Raw genomic sequence first — 17,797 nt, forward strand, 5'->3', positions numbered from 1 at the left:
GAGGTTGAGGTCCGTCAGTACGACGTCCGGCCGGACCGCATTACTCGAGGCGGTGATGCTCGGCAAGGGCACCGAAGCCTGGCAGCCGGCGCCCGCTGACCGCCGTTCAAATGATCGGGTGACCGCCATTCGGGCGCCGGCTGACCACGTTCCAGGCGGCCGCTAGACGCCTGGAAGCGCGCCCCCGGGCAGGTGGTCCGGGGGCGCGCGATCAGGTGGTCCGTTGGGCTATGAGCCGAAGAGCTCGGTGTGCAGGGAGAACGCCGTGGCGATCTCGGCCTGCGCCCAGAACCGGTGATAGGTGAAGGTTGGCGCCGGGCCGCCGTCCAGGTGCGCTTGCACCTTCGGCCAGTCCGGGTCGTTCTTGTAGAAGGACCGGATCGACAGGAACGTGGAGTCCTGGCCGATCGGGTCGCCGTTGGGCATCTTGCCGGTCCAGCCCGGCGGGACGTACGTGCCTTCGCCGCTCGCCGCGTCGTACTTGTCGTCGAAGCGGCTGTAGTCGCCACGCGTCTCCGGGATGGCGATGCCCTTGGCGTCCTGGTGCGACAGCAACGCCGTGAGCAGGCCCTCGCCGGTGGTCTTGGCCGGGGTGGTACCCGACTTGGACGCGTAGTTCAGCAGCGTCTTGGCGAGGGCCGCCGCGATGCCGACATCCTGGCTGTGGTTGAGCACGCTGACCCGCAGGCCCGCGTTCGCGCCGGGCGTGCCCGGGTTCCACGTGTCAGGTGCACCGGTCCACTGCAGATCCGACGGGATCTGGAAGTTTCCGCCCGTGCCGACGGTGGTGTTCGCGATGGCCCACGGAACCCACTTGTCCAGGATCTTCTTGGCCCGCGGGTCACCGGTCATCCGGTAAAGCGCGGCCGTGCGCTCCATCTGCCATACCTGGAAGCCGAACCACCGGTTCGACGGCGGGTCGCGCCAGACCGGATGCGCGTCGTAGAACATGCCGTAGAACGTCGGCGTACCCGCGGGAGGCGTGCCGTAGTTGCCTTCCCAGCTGTTCGTCACACCGCCGGCGATTCCACCGTCGGCCGACTGCAGCCACTGCAGCAGTTCCAGCTGCCGGTCCATGCTCTTGGCCCAGTCCTGCTGGCCCGTGGCCGACTTCGGCTTCAACGAGGGAACCTTCGCAAGCGCGTACGCCGCCAGCGGGTTCTGGTAACCCTGGTGCGAGGCCCCGGTACCGATGCGCCACGCCCAGCCGGCCGAGGTATCCGTCGCGCCACCCCAGGCGTAGTACCAGGACATCAGGTAGTGCGAGCTGTCCTTGCCGGTGGCGGCGGGGCAGGCCGCGGCCCCAACACAGTTGCCGATCTTCTTGAAGTACTTGTCGAACATCGCGTACCGCAGGTAGTCGCCCATCTTCGCGGCCTTGTCCAGCTCCGGCGCGATCAGAGCCTGCTTGCCCTGCGCGGTCGCCCACTGCTCGGCGAACATCGCCACCTGTACTGCACGGGCATCCGCGTCCGGCGCGTTGGTGTACTTCCACTGTTTGGCGTACGAGCTGTCCTTGGTGAACAGGTCGAGATAGCCGTTGGGACCGCCGTGCTTGAAGGTGTCGCAGGACGGCTGCGGGATGGTCTCCCACACCGACTCCGACGAACCGCGCTGGTAGGTGTTGATGTACGACGGTGCCGTGGTGCCGTCGCCACACCGGCCGAAGCCCAGCGTGTTGTCGACGTCCAGCAGCCAGTGCATGCCGTAGACGTCGTCAGTCCCGTACGCCGACTTGAGCTCAGCGGCGAGTGGGTCCTGGCCCACCGAGACCGACGTGTCCAGCACCGACGGGTACTTGTCCATCCGGTTGTGTTCCGGCGCGTACGTGGCGGGCTTGGCCGGGTTGTACTTGTCGTTGGTCGGCTGATCGGCCTTCGCCGGGATGATGAACTTCTCCATCGAAGCCCACGCCGCCTTGAACGGAGCCCAGTCGCCGCTGATCTTGCCGTAGCTCGCCTCCAGCCACAGGTAGTAGCTGAACGCCTCGGACGTGGTCTGGTGCCCGTGGTCCGGCGCCTCGACCATCAACGTCTCGACCGCGTGGTACGGCACCAGCAGGTCGCCGAACTTACGGAAGTAGCCGCTGGCCGGGTCCTTGATCTTGTTGTACTGCGTGAGGAACGCCTCCTGGAAAGGAGGTGTCGTCGCCGAGATCTCCTTGGCGGTTACCGAGGCCGCGGCATAGCCGGTGGCGGTGGCGGAGAAGACGGCAGTCACCAGGTCGCCGCCGTTGGCCGCCGACGTGACCGTCACGTTCTGCGGCGTGTTCCAGTTCGCCGTGGTGAACGTCAGGGAGGTCGGAGTCGCGGTGAGGTCCGTGCTACCCGAGGTGCGGGCCACCGCTACGGTCACCGAGGCCGACGGCTGGCTCGCCAGCGTCACGCCGAACCGCGCCGTGCTGCCCTGTTTGACGCTGACCGCTGCCGGTGAGGCCACGATCGTCGCTCCGGCGAGCACCTTGATCGGTACGAGTGGCGTCGTACTCACCAAGCCGCCGTTGTCCGTAGCGCGGGCGACGACGGCGTGGTCACCGACGGACGCGCCGGACCACGAGCCCTGGTAGGGCACCGTAGTGTCGGTGGCGACCACGACGCCGTCGGCCACGAACTCGACCTTCGAAACCGTGCCGTCGCTGTCGGAGGCGGTTGCCGCCAACGGGATCGCCTGCCCGCTCTGGAACGACTGACCCGTGGTCGGTGCGGTCAGCGCCACCGTCGGGGCTTTGTTGCCGCCGGTGCACGAGACACCGTTGACCGTGAAGTCGGTCGGCTTGCCGTTCGTGGCCGTTCTCGTGCCCTGGAACCCGACGGTGGCGGTGCCGCCGGTGGCGATGTTCCGGTTCCAGTCCAGCGGTGCGACGGTGACCTTGGCACCGGACTGGGTGTGGGTGCCGTTCCACAGGTTCGTCACCTGCTGGCCGTTCGGGAAGGTCCAGGCCAGGGACCAGCCGTTGATCGGGTCGCCTTCGTTCTTGATCGTCACGTCCGCGACGAAGCCGCCGGACCATTCGTTCACGACGGTGTAGTTGACCGAGCAGGCCACCGCGGCATGGGCCGCCGGCGCGACCAGCGGCATGATGCCCGCCGCGGTCAGCGCCGCTATTGCCAAGGCGAGCGGTCTGGCGCGCAGCCGTCCCGCTCTTGTCCGTTGTCTCATCCGTTCTCCTCCGTCAGGGGCCAGCTGCTGACCCGGTGAAAGACCGCAGCATCACGGTGGCCGCAGGGGTGCCGTACCGCATGGGAGCGCTCCCAGATCGGCAGCGTAGGGGCTTCGCCGCGCCCGTGAGAAGGGCCTTAAACGTTTCAGGTCCGGAAGGTCTGTCGGCCTGTCGCGCCGGGCTTTTCCGGGGCCGGGAAGTTTGCGATGGGCTCTTTACGGCAGGTATGTCGCCGGTTACAGTCCAACGCAATGTGGGAGCGCTCCCAATAGCCACGTCCGCCCCGACGCTGCGAGGAACCCTCATGCCATCAAGACAGCTGCCATTCGCCGTAAAACCGTCCGCCCTGAAATCCCGCCTTTTGTCGCCATCCGTTGTGAGGCCGTCCGCCGCTGTGCTGGCGGTCGCGCTGGTCGCGAGTGCCGCGGTACTAGCCGCCGGGCGAACCGCGCAAGCCGTCAGTTCGCCGTTCTATGTGGATCCGAACACCAGCGCGGCGAAGTGGGTGGCGGCCAACCCGAGCGACTCCCGGACGCCGCTGATCCGCGACCGCATCGTGGCCACGCCGCAGGGCAAGTGGTTCACCACGACCAACACCAGTACGGTCCGGGCGCAGGTCGACGCGTACGTCGGAGCCGCCGCGGCCGCCGGCAAGGTGCCGATCCTGGTCGTCTACAACATCCCCAACCGCGACTGCGGTGGCGCCAGCAGCGGTGGAGCTCCATCGCACGAGGCGTACCGGGCCTGGGTCGACCAGGTGGCCGCGGGCGTGGCGGGTCGCCCGGCGGCGATCGTGCTCGAGCCGGACGTACTACCGATCATGACGAGCTGCCAGTCTGTAGACCAGCAGAACCAGACCAAGGCTTCGATGGCCTATGCGGGCAAGAAGCTCAAGTCCGGTTCGGCGCAGACCAAGGTGTACTTCGACATCGGCCACTCCGCGTGGCTGTCGCCATCCGAGGCCGCGTCGCGCTTGCGAGGCGCGGACATCTTCAACAGCGCCGACGGTATCGCCACCAACGTGTCGAACTACCGGGCGACCGCCAATGAGATCGCCTTCGCCAAGGCCGTGCTGAATGAACTCGGAGACTCGCGCCTGCGTGCGGTGATCGACACCAGCCGCAACGGCAACGGGCCGTTGGGCAGCGAGTGGTGCGACCCGGCCGGCCGGGCCGTTGGTACGCCGAGCACGGACCAGACCGGGGACGCGCAGATCGCCGCGTTCCTGTGGGTCAAGCCGCCAGGTGAGGCCGACGGATGCATCGCCAGCGCAGGGGCATTCGTACCGCAGCGGGCGTACGACCTGGCGGCGGCTGCCAACTGGACGCCTCCGCCGACGACCACCACGCCGCCGCCGTCTGGTACCTGCAAGGTGACGCACCGGGTCGTCAACGCCTGGTCCTCCGGCTACACCGGCGAAATCGTCATCGAGAACCAAGGTGCGCCCGTGGACGGGTGGACGCTCACCTTCGCCGCGCCGGGTGTGACCGTCACGCAGGGCTGGAACGCCACGTGGACCGACACCGGGGACACCGTGCGGGTGGTGAACGCCTCGTGGAACGGGCGGCTCGCCACGGGTGGCACCGCGACGATCGGCTACAGCGCGAACTTCGGCGGCGGCACTCCGCCGTTCTCCGCCCCGACCCTGAACGGCGTGCCCTGCACCTGAAGGCCTGCCGGAAGCTGAGATTGCGAGGAATTGATGATCGAACAAGGCAGAACGCGAAGGTTCTGGCGGCGCGTCGGCGTACTGGTGGCAGCCGTCGCGACGCTGGCCGCGGGCCTCGGTCCACTAGCAACCGATGACGCCGCCGCCCTCGGTTCGGGAGCGACGAACGGTGCCGCCGCGGCGGACAGCGGATGCAGTGTGGCGTACACGGTGGGCGGTGAATGGCCTGGTGGCTTCACCGCGAGCGTCACCGTGACCAACCTCGGCGCGCCGGTCGACGGTTGGCAATTGAAGTGGGCGTGGGCGTCCGGCCAGCAGTCCACCCAGGCGTGGAACGCGACGATCACCACAACCGACGGCCGAGCCACTGCCAAGGACGTCGGTTACAACTCGAAGGTCGCGACAAACGGCACGGTGTCGTTCGGCTTCAACGGGACTTGGACCGGCTCCAACCCGAAACCGTCCGAGTTCGAGCTGAACGGTGTCGTGTGTGGCGGAGGTGGCGGCACGGGCAGCGATGCGATGGCCGCCGTCGCGGCGATGCAGCCGGGCTGGAACCTCGGCAACACGCTCGACTCGACCGGCAGCGACGAGACGTCGTGGGGCAACCCGCGAATCACCGAAACGCTGCTGGACAACGTGAAAGCGCAGGGCTTCAAGAGCATCCGCATCCCCGTCACGTGGAGCGCCCACGTCGGACCCGCGCCGAACCACACGATCGAGGCGGCTTACCTGAACCGCGTCAAGGAGGTGGTCGGCTGGGCCATGGCGCGTGGTCTCTACGTGATGATCAACCTGCATCACGATTCGTGGCAGTGGATTCGGGATATGCCGGCCGACCGTACCGGCGTACTCAGTCGCTACAACGCGATCTGGACGCAGTTGGCGGAAGCCTTCAAGTCGTTCGGGCCCAAGCTGACGTTCGAGAGCGTGAACGAGCCGCAGTTCACCGGCAGCTCGGGTCAGGCGCAGGACGTGCAGTTGCTCCACGAGCTGAACACGTCATTCCGCGACATCGTGCGCCAGTCGGGTGGTAACAACGCCACGCGTTTGCTGGTGTTGCCGACCCTGCACACGTCGTCGGACCAGGCGTTGCTCGACGCATTGGCCACGTCGATCGCCGGCTACAACGACAAGAACCTGATCGCGACCGTGCACTTCTACGGTTACTGGCCGTTCAGCGTGAACGTTGCCGGAGGCACCCATTTCGACGCGGTCGCGCAGAAGGATCTGACCGACTCGTTCGACCGGGTCTACAACACCTTCGTGGCGCGCGGTATCCCGGTCATTCTCGGCGAGTACGGACTGCTCGGCTTCGACCGGCACACCGGAACCATCCAGCAAGGGGAGAAGCTCAAGTTCTTCGAGTTCCTCGGCCACTACGCCCGGGCGAAGAAGATCACCACGATGCTGTGGGACAACGGCCAGCACCTCGGTCGTACGTCGTTCCAGTGGAGCGATCCCGAACTCTTCGCGCAGATCAAGTCGAGCTGGACCACTCGCTCGGGTACGGCGTCCACCGACCAGGTGTTCAACGCCCGATCGAGTGCGATCACCGCGAAGACCATCACGTTGAACCTCAACGGCACGTCGTTCGTCGGCCTGCGCCACGGAACCACTGAGCTGGTGCGTGGTACCGACTACACCGTGCAGGGGGATCAGCTCACGCTGACGGCGTCGGCGCTGACGAGGTTGAGCGGGGCGCGGGACTACGGCACGAACGCGGTGCTGTCGGCCCGCTTCTCGGCCGGCGTACCGTGGCGGATCAACATCATCACCTACGACGCTCCGGTGCTGAGCAATGCGACCGGAACAACGAGTTCCTTCGCAATTCCGACCGCTTTCCGCGGTGATTTGCTCGCCACGATGGAGGCCAAGTACGACGACGGCACAAACGCAGGACCGCACAACTGGACGTCGTACAAGGAATTCGACCGGGCGTTCGCACCGAATTACGTCAGCGGGGTGACCACTTTGACCCCGGAGTTCTTTGCCGAGGTCAGGGACGGCGGGAGGGTGACGCTCACGTTCCACTACTGGAGTGGAACCAAGCTGACGTACTACATCACGAAGTCCGGCACCACCGTCACCGGCACGACGGCCTGACCATGGCGGCACCGGTCCACCGAGCCATCGGTGGACCGGTGCCGTTCGGCCGGCTGGGCGTTGTCACCGGGGAAGCGGCCCGGCGGGGCTCACTCGCAGGTGTCGCAGATTCCGTTGGCGGGAGTCTGCAGGTTGCACAGGGGGCACTTGTTGATCGGGCGGTCGGCGATCGCGGCCTTGCGGGCACGCGCGCGGGCGGCACCAAGCTTCGGCGGCAGCATCGCGCTGCCACCACTCGCGGGTAGGCCGGTCGCCTCGAAGTGGCGGTAGCTGGCGAGGCGCTCGTGGGAGGCGTGTACGTCGGGGTCCGGGGGAGTGGTCCCGGTCGCGGCGCCGACGATCTCGGCATAGCCGTCGAAGATGCTCTCGTCGCGGTTGACGCACAGCGCTGACAGCATCGGCTCACCGCGGCGCAGGCTCTCCGCGGACACCTCGGCGAGCACTCCACCGATCCAGTGCCTGGTCGGCTGCTTGGTGCGGATGCCGGTGATCTCCTGCACACCGGTGGCGATGTCCTTGTGCTGCACGAGTCCCTGGTACTTCTTGGCGGTCTCGATCAGCATCTCCCGCGCGGCGCCGGCCCACTCGACCCGGGCGGCGGCGACACCGACATCGGCCACGTCACGCCAAGCGCGTTCCTCTGTATCCGGCAGTTCGTGGTCTGGTGCGGCAACATCGAAAGTGGACACCCGGAAGACCCTAGCCGGGACACCACCATTCAGCGAAAACCACCACCTCCCGGCAGCCCCGCCCTGCCGTGAGAATGCGTCGCCAGGTGAGGATTCCCACTACCTCGCACGTCATCGACGGGTGTCGGTGGCGCCCGGCATAGTCACGGCATGCGCGACCAGTTGGTCGGCGAACCACCTCGCTCGAACTGAAAAGGACCGATCGTGACACTCAGCAGCTTCTACCCGGTGATCTGCACCGACCGCATCACCGAGTCGCGAGACTTCTACACCCGGCTGCTCGGATTCGAGCTCACCTTCGAAGCCGACTGGTACATCAGCCTCCGCCTGGCGGGCCCTCGCCCGTATGAACTCGCCCTCGTCGAATACACCCACCCGACCGTCCCGGCGAAGTTCCGCCAACCGGCCCGGGGAATTCTCCTGAACTTCGAAGTCGACGATGTCGACGCCGAGTGGGACCGCCTCGTCACAAAAGAAGGCCTCAAACCCGAGCTCGAAATCCGCAGCGAGGAATTCGGCCAACGCCACTTCATCATCGCCGACCCCAACGGAATCCTCATCGACATCATCACCGAAATCGAGCCCACCGGCCCCTACGCCGAGCAATTCGTCACCCCAACCTCAGTCACGCCGTGACCACTCGGACCCAGCGGACCGGTGCTCTACTTCCGCCGAGGCCTAGGACTGTACTCAGTCAGATACCACCCAGCCCTCAAAGCTGCATTCCCCAACAATCGCCGGCAAGGACGGCCCGATCGCGCTGCCGGATGGTCGCTAGTGTCCTGAGTCGGAAGTTCGTGCACATCTCCGGCGCCCAGGCACGCACCTCGCGGCGTTGGAGAAACGGCCACGATGCTAGAGCATCGCGACCGCTTCTCCGCCTTGCGATGCACGCACCTGGACACCGGAGCTGAAGCACGAACTTCCGACTCAGGACACTAGGGTGTTTGGGTGACTGGGGGATTTGCGGGGTGGCCGGTGGGCGCGTTTGGGGTGTTGCTGGAGCTTGAGGGGGAGCCCTCGGCGGAGGTGCGGCGGAGATGCCGGCGGGATCGGGAGGAGCTGGTTCGCCAGCCGATGGTGGATCTGCTGAATGTGGTGGCGGACGCGGACTCGGCCTACGAGGACTTTGCGGTCTGGCGCTACGGTGAGGTGCTGCTGGAGGCGTGGCAGCGGCAGAGCGCCATCGTTCGCCTAGGCCGGAACGTGGAGCTGACCGTGCGGTTCGACCTGGACGGGCTGGAGGTCGGCGTGGCTTGGTGGTACGCGCCGTCGGATCAGATCGAGCGGTACCGCGCTGCCGTGGCGGATCTCGCGACAGGCGAGCGCTTGGCCCGCATCGTCCGGAAGCTCGAGCGAGAAGAGTTCGACATCTCGGGCGACCTGCTCAAACGGCCGCTGCGGGGATACCCGCCCGATCACCCGCGAGCGCAACTGCTCAGGCTCCGGTCGGTCGTCGCGAGGCGGCACCTCGGTTGCGACGACTGGATCCACACGCCCGCCGCGGCTGACCGGGTGATCGACGCGTTCAGCCAGCTGCGTCCGCTCGCGCGGTGGCTGGTCGAAAACGTGTCACGACCCTGACGCCGGTTGAGCCGCGAACTCCTGCGCGGCGGTCGAGATGACCTCATCGAGTACGGCACGGGACGTGGCGAGATCAGCCATCAACTGGTCGATCCGGTCTCGCTCGGCGGTCAGCTCCCGCAACAGCGCCGGGGTGGCACGCTCGTTCGGAGCGCCGTCCGGGTCGCGCATGCAGGGTAGGAGTCGTGCGATCTTCTTGCTGTGCAGGCCGGCCGCGAGAAGTTCCTGGATCAGGATGACCCGATCGACGGCGCGCTCCGGGTACTCGCGATGGCCGCCCGGCGTTCGGTCCGAGGCGAGTAGGCCTTGCGCTTCGTAGTACCGCAGAGAGCGCTCACTGACGCCCGTGCGCCGGGCCAGTTCGCCGATTCGCATCGCTGAGCCTCCTCGGCACTTGAATCTGACACTGATGTCAGATCTTACCGTGGCGGCATGACAGCAGAACTCTTCGATTACAGCCCGATCGTCGACCGTCCGCGGTTGACCTGGCCGGACGGCAAGCGGGTCGCGTTCTACGTCGGCCTGAACGTCGAGACCTTCCTGCCGGATCGGCCTTCCACGAGTATCTGGCCGCTCGACCTGTCGCCGGATCCGCTCAACGCCGGTTGGCGCGATTACGGGGCGCGGGTCGGGATCTGGCGCATGATCGACATCCTGGACAAGTACGGCGTTCGCGCCAGCACGTTGCTCAACTCGCTGGTCACCGAGAAGAACCCGCAGATCATCAAAGCCGGCGTCGAACGCGACTGGGCCTGGCTCGCCCACGGCAGTACGAACTCCATCCTGCACACCGGTCTGGAGCCGGCCGAGGAACGACGAGTCCTCGCCGAGATCGTCGACACGATCGAGGCCGCCACCGGGCAACGCCCGCAGGGATGGATGGGTCCCGCACTGACCGAGACGCCGAACACGCCCGCGTTGCTGGCGGAGCTCGGGCTCGGATACGTGCTCGACTGGACGAACGACGACCAGCCGTACCAGCTCAACGTGCCCGGAATGCTCAGCGTGCCGTACACCGTCGAGCTCAACGACCTCGGCTTGTTCCTGCGCGGCCTGACCGGGCCGGACTTCCTGCAGATGGTCAAGGACCAGTACGACGTACTGCGGGCCGACGCCGAACACGGCGGCCGGGTGGTGGCCCTGGCACTGCACCCCTTCGTCATCGGCCAGCCGTTCCGGGCGAAGTACCTGGACCTGGCGCTCGAGTACATCACCTCGCAACCCGACGTCTGGCTCGCCACCAGCGACGAAATCGCCACCCACTACCGCTCAACGCTCTAGCAGTCGGACCGGACCGCGCGGCGCCGCCCGATGGCAAGGCGCCGCGTCGCCCAGCCGTACCGCCCAGCCGTACCGCCCAGCCGTACTGCCCAAGAGATGTTTGACAGTCGGGAGCGTCGAAGCGCATCATGGCTGCCCAAGACTTGTTGGGGAGTGAGGGCACGCGATGACCGATGACGACATCCGGGAGCTCCGGGCGGTGGCTCATCCGATCCGGTTGCGCATTCTGTCCCTGCTCACCGGTACGGCGATGAGCGCCGCGGAGGTGGCCCGCGAACTCGACCTGACCCACGCGAACGCGTCGTACCATCTGCGGCTGTTGCTCGAATCGGGTTCGATCGTGGAGGCGGGGGAGGAGCGGATCCGCGGCGGCGTCGCCAAGCGGTACCGCTATCCCCACGAGGACCGTGGCAAGGACCGTCGCCTGGTGACCACCGAAAGCCGGGTCGCCGAGGTGCGGGCGCTTGCGCAGGAGCTCGAGCGGCGGGTTCGGCAGCGCAAACGCAACACCCCCAGCCAGCTCAGCGACCTCGACGGCTGGGTGCCGCCCGAAGTCGCCGACCGCGTGCGCGAACTACTGATGGAGGCGTCGGTGCTGATGCACGATCACAACCGGCCGCCACGTTCGCCGGGAACGGTGCACGTCAGCGCCACGTCGTGGATCTTCGAGATGACGCGGAAGGCGCGGTAATGACCGACGCTTCCGCCCTGACTCCGCTGCGCGAGACGAACTTCCGGTACTACTGGCTGGCGCGACTCGTCGACCGGGCCGGCACCACGATGGCCGGCGTGGCGCTCGTGTTCGCCGTACTCGAGGTCAGTGACTCGGCGACCGCGCTCGGAACGGTTCTGGCTGCGCACAGCATTCCGATGGTGGTGTTCTTGCTGGCCGGTGGCGTGCTGGCCGACCGGTTCGGCCGGACATTGGTGATCCAGGCAACCAACGTCGCTTCTGGCCTTAGCCAGTTGGCGATTGCCGGCCTGGTGATCACCGGTACCGCCGAGATCTGGCACTTGGCGGCGCTCGCCGCGCTCAACGGTACGGCTACCGCGGCGCGGATGCCGGCGCTGGCGGGAGTGCTGCCTCAGTTGGTCCCGCGTGACCAGCTGAAGGCGGCGAACTTGGTGATAGCCGTCCCCGAGAACGCCCTGATGGTATTGGGACCGGCGCTGAGCGGCGTACTCGTGGTCGTTGTCGGACCTGGATGGGCCTTGGCCGTGGACGGCGCGACGTACCTGCTGGCGACACTGCTTCTCACCCGCGTGCGTATCCCGCGCCCGGCCGAGGGCCACCGAAGCAAAGGTGTCGTGGCCGATCTGCGCGAAGGGTGGACCTACTTCCGGAAGACGACCTGGCTTTGGGTGGTGGTCGCGTCCTTCTCCCTGCTCAACGCCATCACCAGCGGCGCGTTCAACACGCTCGGCCCAGTGCTCGCCACCCAGACGGATCTCGGCGAGGCCGGCTGGGGTCTGATCCGCTCGGCACAGGCGGTGGGGTTCCTGGTGTGCTCGCTCGTTCTGATCCGGATCTCGTTCCACCGCCCGCTCCGCTGGGGCATGATCGCCATCGCGCTCCAGGGTCTTCCGATGCTGGCGCTCGGACTGGAGCCGCTGCTCATCGCGGGAATGGTGGCGTCGTTCCTGGCCGGTATCGGCAGCCAGGTCTTCAATCTGGGCTGGGACCTCGCCATGCAGGAGCACGTGCCGGACGAGATGCTGTCGCGGGCCTACTCGTACGACATGCTCGGCTCGTTCGTCGCGATTCCGGTGGGACAACTGGCGTTCGGTCCGCTGGGATTGGCGTTCGGTATCCAGCCGGTCATGGTGGTCGGCGGCGCGGCGTTCGTCGTCATCTCCCTCATCCCGCTGGTGGCCCGCTCTGTGCGCGACCTACCCCGAGCCCGTACGGCGGTCACCACCTGACCGCCGCACCGCCGACGGGGTTCACCGTGCGACGACACTCGGGCTTCGTGTTCTGTGCCGCAGGGTGTTGGGGCGCGAAGGTGGATGGCAGGAACATGCAGAAGGACTGTACGGCGGCGTTGGATGGCCTTTCCTTTTCGCATGGAGAACATCAGTCGTCGTGCCGCGCTGGGATTGTTCGGCGCGGCTGCCCTGGTTCCGATCGTCGGCCGCCCGGCTCACGCCCAGCGGGTGGGCTCGGCAGCCACCTGGGAGAACGTCATCGAGAAGACCTCGTTCAGCAGCCGCGCGGCGTTCGAGGCCGAGTGGAACTACTTGTATCCGTGGGGTGATACCCACAACGGCGCGGCGAAGATGGCCAGCAGCCAGATCTCCCTGTCGGGCGGGATCCTGACGCTGAAAGCCACCCGCCTGGCGGCGCCAGCCGGTACGAGCCCGCACGAGCCGAAGGCGCCGCTGTGGTACCGCTCCGGCGCCGTACACGCCAAGGAACTGATCACGGTCAACGACCAGTTCCCGGAGTACAGCATCGAGGGCGAGTTCCGGACCCAGACAGGTACGGGGATCTGGCCGGCCTTCTGGACCACGGGGACCGGCGACAGCTGGCCGCCGGAGAGCGACATCCTGGAGTACGTCGGCGACTCGGTGAACCTGTTCAACACCTGGAACCGCGACGGGTCCGATCCCGGCACCGACCCCGACGTCGAACGTACGCTGATCAGCGGGCACAACCCGGACGCCTGGCACAAGTACCGCATCTGGATCGAGCGGGACGGCGCCACCAACGACGTATTGGTCGACTACTACTTCGACGACGTCTGGAAGGCCACCCATCGTGGCGTCGGCTGGGTCGGCGTACCACAACGCCTCATCATCAACCTGCAGATGGGATCCTGGGCCTCCGGTATCGAACCAGGCGGACCCGGCTGGGACCAGCAACCCGGCCCGTCCGGCGATACCTACTTCCGCGCCCGCAACGTCTGGTTCGGCCGCACCCGCAACTGGTGACCTCCACCCCGTAGAACGGATCGTTGTCGGTTGCGATGGCCGACGGTAGGCACCTTGTACCGATCCGCGGCCCAGCTCAGCGGCTCGCTGAGCTGGGCCGCGATGGTCGTGGGGTCAGGAACGCAGCACGGACTGCGGGAAGTCGAAGACGTTGTTCGGATCGTAGGCGCGAACCACGCTCTTCAGGCGGGAGTGGTTGCCGCCCCAGAACGAGGTGCCCCAGTTGGTCTGCTCGGGGAGGATGTAGTTGACATACGAGCCGCTGCCCGCGATCGGAGTGAGTGCGTTCTGTACGGCGGTGACTCCTGAGCTGTTACCGCCGTTCCAGGTGTAGATCTGCACCGAGGCCACTGCCGAGCGGTGCGGGAACACCGTGTCGGACACGCTGAGGGTTTTCACCTTGCCACCGAGAGCGTCGAACATCAGAACCATGTCGCGCTGGTTACGCATGGTGGAGACGATCTGGCCGGCCTGGGACCTGGACAGCGTTCCGGCCAGCATGCGCGAGCCCGCACGGAAGGTCTCCCGCGGGATCTGGCCGCCCGGCTGGAGGTAGCAGGCGGAGACGGGCTTGTCGGCGCAACCCGCGTAGTACTGCATGGTGTCGAGGTACGTGCGTCGCCGCGTTGTCCGGGTGGTCGGTGACGACCCGACGGCGGAGACCAGCGAGTTGAGCAGGTTGGTGAGTTCGGTGCTGGAACCGAGCCAGGTGCCTTCGATCGCGTTGCTCGGCGATGAACCGGCTCCGACCGACAGGGTCGTAGTGAGCCCGTCTGGTGCAGACGCCTGCCAGGAGGACCAGGCGGACAGCACGTTGGTGGTCGAACTGGACGAAAAGACGATGTCGAACGTCATCGGGCTCGGCGCTGGAACCGTGGCGAAAACGAACTCGGTGACGATGCCGGCATGCCCACCGCCGCCACCTCGCAACGCCCAGTACAGATCGGCGTCCCGCTGCGCGTCGACGGTGTGCACCGCGCCATCGGCCGTCACGATCGTCGCGCTCTTGAGCAGGTCGCAGGTCAATCCGAACGGGCGAGTCAGTTTGCCGATACCGCCGCCGAGGGTGAGTCCGGCGATGCCGACGGTGGAACACGTACCACCCGGCAGCGCCCGGTTGTGCGCGGCCAAACCGGCGTACACGTCGATCAGCTGGGCGCCGGCGCCGATCACGGCCGTGTTGTCCGAACGAACGGTGACCTGTTTGAGCGCGGAGACGTCCACGACCACACCGTTGTCGGGGGTGGAATAGCCGGCGTAGCTGTGTCCGCCTGACCGCGCGGCAAAGGGAAGACCACGGCCCGCGGCCTTCTGCACGCACGCGACAACGTCGGCCTGGTTGGCCACCTGGGCGATCGCCTGGGGCCGGCGCGTGGACAACGCCAGGTTCCAGGTGCGGGCGGCCTCGTCGTACCCGCTGTCACCGGGGCGGAGCAGGCGGCCGCTCATGGCGGCCTTCAAACCGTTGAAGTCGATATCGGCGGCAAGCTTGCGGGCGGTCGCGGCGAGCGGAGCCGTAGCTCCACCGGCGACCGCGATTCCGGCCAGACCGGCGGCGGCGCTGAGGAACCTTCTTCTACTGAGGGCGGATGAAGTCACGATGATCTCCATGGGTAAGTCGTCGCGGGTCTAGGCGGGGGCGATGCGACGAATTCCCGGGAGGCTACTTGCTGTGATCACGTGATTGCGATACCGCTGTCCGCCAGCCAGACACCCTTTCCTCAGGTCCTTCCCAAAAGCCCGGACGCGCTTATCGGCCTACCCATTTCCACCGCCCGGAGGCCGCCACGGCCAGGCTGGGACATCGATTTCCCAACTTTCCTCGGAATCCCCACAAATTCCGGTACGGCGCCACTGTGCGATTCACCAGCAGGCGTCGATCCATACATCGATGGCATTCCCGGTAATCGAACACAAGTGCCAACGCCGACTAAAACATGGCAAAACTCTAATGAGACACAAATCACACCCCCACCCCTCGCCCCACCCACCCTTTCCGACGGTCGGACCCGAAATACGGCGCGCGTGGTTACTAACCTTCCGACGGTCGGACGCAAAGTGCGGCGCCCGTGACCCCTGGCGGCCCAACCTTGCCGACGGCCGGACCCGAAACACGGGCGCGCGTGGTCACTTACCTTCCGACGGTCGGACCCGAAATACGGCGCGCGTGGTTACTTACCTTCCGACGGTCGGACCCGAAATGCGACGCGTGGCCGCTGACGCTCAGGCGGTCGTACCCGTCAGGTGGGTCGGCGGTAGCGGTCTGGCTGTTGCCGCAGTGGGCTGTCGGTGTCGACGGTGAGATCGCCGCATCGGGGCGGTGACGCGCTACCTAAGTCGTGCGGAGGACGGCGAGCGCGGCGCGCAGCTCGAGACCGAGGCTCAGTCGTTGCCAGTTCTGGGCGTAATTGCCGGAAGAACTCCGGCTCCTCAGGGCCATGGCCAGCGCCACAAGGATCGCCTGAGAGATAAGAAAGACGACAACAGCGATCAGGTAGGCGGGACCGTCCGTGTTTCCGGTGGCCTGACCGATCAAGACCCAGGCAATGCCGGCCACCATCAAGGGGAACGCGGCAAGGTAGGCGCGCGCGAACGTCTGGCCCTGGCTGCCAGTGGGCCAGTTGATTGCTGTCATAGCGCCGGCATCTCCTCGGAAGTGCGATCGTCGATACGCCACTTTCGCGTCCAGCCGGCACTCTATTCGCAGCGATACCAGTACCGCCCCGATGCCCCCGGAACCCCGCAAGCGGGGACCGGACTCCCGGGCACGCCGGACTCCCGGCACCCCGGCACCCCGGGACTACCGGGACTACCGGGACTACCGGGACTACCGAGGGCCAGGATGCCCGGGGCCGGTGGGCGGTGGCCGGCCCCGGGCGGTTGGGGGTTACCAGCCGGCGCCGTTGCGGATGTCGTTGATGATCTCTTGCTGGGTCACGGTGTTGTTGCTTCGGTTGAAGAGGCCGAAGCCGAAGCGGCCGTTGACGCCGTTGTCCCAGTAGATGGTGGCGGCGCCGTACCGCTTGGCGGTGGCGGTGATCTCGTAGGCGAAGTCCGCGCGGTAGCGGTTGTTCGACGAGTCGGCGAAGGTCTTGTCGATCGAGCCGTACTCGCCGACGACCACCGGATAACCGCGTACGACGAACCTGTCGTACATCAGCTTCAGTTGGGAGTTCACATAGTCCTCCTGGCCCCAGGTCGACCTTCTGGACCAGTTGGTCGCCGCGCGGCCCCACTGGGTGATGGTGCTGTTCTCCTCGCCGGCGAAGTCCCACGGCGCGTAGTAGTGAACGGAGATCATGATCCGCCGCTCGTTGCTGGGAATGCTGGAGGAGCGGTACTGGTCGGTCGGCACCACGAAGCCGTAGTTTCCGGCGGTGTAGTCGATGTTGGTGTTCCAGCCCGGTACGAGCAGCCACCTGGAGCTGTTGTAGCCACCGGATCGGCGGACGGTGTCCACGAAGATCTGGTTGTAGGCGTTGATGTTCGAGTAGCACGGCTGGGTCGGGCGGCCGTACTGCCCGTCGAAGTTCTCGTTCATCGACTCGAGAATCAGGCGCTGGTCGTAGTTCTGGAACCGCCACGCGATCTGCTGCCAGACCTTCTGGTACTTGGCCTTGATCGCCGTCTGGTTCGCGGCGTCACAGATCAGCCAGGCGCCGGGAATGGTCTTGTAGCCGTCACCGTGCATGTTGATGATGACGTGCATGCCGCGGTTGTAGGCGTAGTTCACGACCTGCTGGATCCGGTTCAGCCAGGCGGAGTTGATCGCGTAGTTCGGGCCCGAGCCAATAGCGCCCAGGTAGGAGACCGGGATCCGGATCGTCTTGAAGCCCGACGCCCGCACCTTGTCGATCAGCGCCTGGGTGACAGTCGGGTTTCCCCACGCCGTCTCGTTGGGATAGCCGTTGACGGTGGCTTCCAGTTGATTGCCGAGGTTCCAGCCGGCGCCCATGTTGGCCACGATCTGCGCGGCGTTCGACTGCGCGCTGACCTCGGCCGCTGCCTTGGTGCTCGTCAGGCCAGGCACGGAGATGGCCACCGTCAGCGCGGCGGCAAGGAGGATGGACTTGAACCTGTTTGTTCTTCGACTCATGGACGGGCCTCTTCTTGTCTCAGGGGGCTGGGACTAACGCTGACCGCCCACCTCGGTGAGGTGAACTGTCGAAGCGCTTCGATAAATGGTCGGCCGCTGGGACCGGACGCGATGCGGCAGGAGGGGGCGGCGTGGTTGAGGTGGGCGGTGTGTCTCCCGCCTGCTTCGACGAGAACCCGGATCGGCGTGGTTCGCGCAAAATGGAACAACGGGAGTGGAGCGGTTGTGCTGATGGAACAGCATCAGGCCGGGGCAGCACAAGCCCCTGGCGGCGGCAAATT

14 protein-coding genes are annotated in these 17,797 nt (G+C 66.5%); 8 read left to right on the forward strand and 6 right to left on the reverse strand.

The window, feature by feature from the left end; genetic code table 11:
• Positions 1-228: 228 nt before the first annotated feature.
• The gene (locus tag ACFFGN_RS19545) at positions 229-3,159 is read right to left on the reverse strand and encodes a glycoside hydrolase family 48 protein (RefSeq protein WP_380049567.1); all 2,931 of its coding nucleotides are present in this window, start codon (positions 3,157-3,159) and stop codon (positions 229-231) included.
• A gap of 377 nt (positions 3,160-3,536) precedes the next feature.
• Here ACFFGN_RS19545 and ACFFGN_RS19550 point away from each other — a divergent pair, with 377 nt between their 5' ends.
• On the forward strand, positions 3,537-4,829 hold the full coding sequence (locus ACFFGN_RS19550; RefSeq protein ID WP_380049569.1) for a glycoside hydrolase family 6 protein: 1,293 nt from the start codon (positions 3,537-3,539) through the stop codon (positions 4,827-4,829).
• A 33-nt stretch (positions 4,830-4,862) separates the two neighbouring features.
• On the forward strand, positions 4,863-6,935 hold the full coding sequence (locus tag ACFFGN_RS19555; RefSeq protein WP_380049571.1) for a cellulase family glycosylhydrolase: 2,073 nt from the start codon (positions 4,863-4,865) through the stop codon (positions 6,933-6,935).
• An 89-nt stretch (positions 6,936-7,024) separates the two neighbouring features.
• Here ACFFGN_RS19555 and ACFFGN_RS19560 read toward each other — a convergent pair whose 3' ends face one another.
• The gene (locus ACFFGN_RS19560) at positions 7,025-7,624 is read right to left on the reverse strand and encodes a hypothetical protein (protein WP_380049573.1); all 600 of its coding nucleotides are present in this window, start codon (positions 7,622-7,624) and stop codon (positions 7,025-7,027) included.
• A 204-nt stretch (positions 7,625-7,828) separates the two neighbouring features.
• On the opposite strand from ACFFGN_RS19560, the gene ACFFGN_RS19565 reads away from it, so the two are divergent.
• Both ACFFGN_RS19565 and ACFFGN_RS19570 read left to right on the forward strand, forming a co-directional pair.
• Positions 7,829-8,260 (forward strand): VOC family protein, encoded by a 432-nt coding sequence (locus ACFFGN_RS19565; RefSeq protein ID WP_380049575.1) that lies wholly within the window; start codon positions 7,829-7,831, stop codon positions 8,258-8,260.
• Positions 8,261-8,575: 315 nt separating this feature from the next.
• The gene (locus ACFFGN_RS19570; protein WP_380049577.1) at positions 8,576-9,208 is read left to right on the forward strand and encodes a DUF2461 family protein; all 633 of its coding nucleotides are present in this window, start codon (positions 8,576-8,578) and stop codon (positions 9,206-9,208) included.
• Here the strand turns inward: ACFFGN_RS19570 and ACFFGN_RS19575 are convergent.
• On the reverse strand, positions 9,197-9,583 hold the full coding sequence (locus ACFFGN_RS19575; RefSeq protein ID WP_380049579.1) for a MerR family transcriptional regulator: 387 nt from the start codon (positions 9,581-9,583) through the stop codon (positions 9,197-9,199). The two genes, ACFFGN_RS19570 and ACFFGN_RS19575, sit on opposite strands and share 12 nt — an antisense overlap.
• Positions 9,584-9,640: 57 nt before the next feature.
• Here ACFFGN_RS19575 and ACFFGN_RS19580 point away from each other — a divergent pair, with 57 nt between their 5' ends.
• From ACFFGN_RS19580 to ACFFGN_RS19595, 4 genes are all read left to right on the forward strand, one after another.
• Positions 9,641-10,489, forward strand: a complete 849-nt coding sequence (locus ACFFGN_RS19580; RefSeq protein WP_380049581.1) for a polysaccharide deacetylase family protein — start codon at positions 9,641-9,643, stop codon at positions 10,487-10,489.
• Positions 10,490-10,655: 166 nt separating this feature from the next.
• A complete protein-coding gene (locus ACFFGN_RS19585; RefSeq protein ID WP_380049583.1) occupies positions 10,656-11,180 on the forward strand; it encodes an ArsR/SmtB family transcription factor in 525 nt (174 codons plus the stop codon).
• Complete coding sequence (locus ACFFGN_RS19590) at positions 11,180-12,412, forward strand: MFS transporter (protein WP_380049585.1); 1,233 nt, start codon at positions 11,180-11,182, stop codon at positions 12,410-12,412. The genes ACFFGN_RS19585 and ACFFGN_RS19590 overlap by 1 nt, the downstream gene beginning before the upstream one ends.
• A 141-nt stretch (positions 12,413-12,553) precedes the next feature.
• Positions 12,554-13,420: a glycoside hydrolase family 16 protein gene (locus ACFFGN_RS19595; RefSeq protein ID WP_380049587.1), complete on the forward strand. Its 867-nt coding sequence runs from the start codon at positions 12,554-12,556 to the stop codon at positions 13,418-13,420.
• Between the two features lie 114 nt (positions 13,421-13,534).
• Here the strand turns inward: ACFFGN_RS19595 and ACFFGN_RS19600 are convergent, their stop codons facing one another.
• The 3 genes from ACFFGN_RS19600 to ACFFGN_RS19610 form a co-directional block, all read right to left on the reverse strand.
• Entirely contained in the window at positions 13,535-15,019 is a 1,485-nt protein-coding gene (locus tag ACFFGN_RS19600) for an FAD-binding oxidoreductase (protein ID WP_380049589.1), read from the reverse strand.
• A 733-nt stretch (positions 15,020-15,752) separates the two neighbouring features.
• Entirely contained in the window at positions 15,753-16,055 is a 303-nt protein-coding gene (locus ACFFGN_RS19605; RefSeq protein ID WP_380049591.1) for a hypothetical protein, read from the reverse strand.
• Positions 16,056-16,307: 252 nt separating this feature from the next.
• Entirely contained in the window at positions 16,308-17,516 is a 1,209-nt protein-coding gene (locus ACFFGN_RS19610) for a glycoside hydrolase family 5 protein (RefSeq protein ID WP_380049593.1), read from the reverse strand.
• Positions 17,517-17,797 lie beyond the last annotated feature (281 nt).

The sequence above is a fragment of the Kribbella deserti genome (assembly GCF_042434725.1).
In the GTDB taxonomy this organism is placed as follows: Bacteria; Actinomycetota; Actinomycetes; order Propionibacteriales; family Kribbellaceae; genus Kribbella; species Kribbella deserti.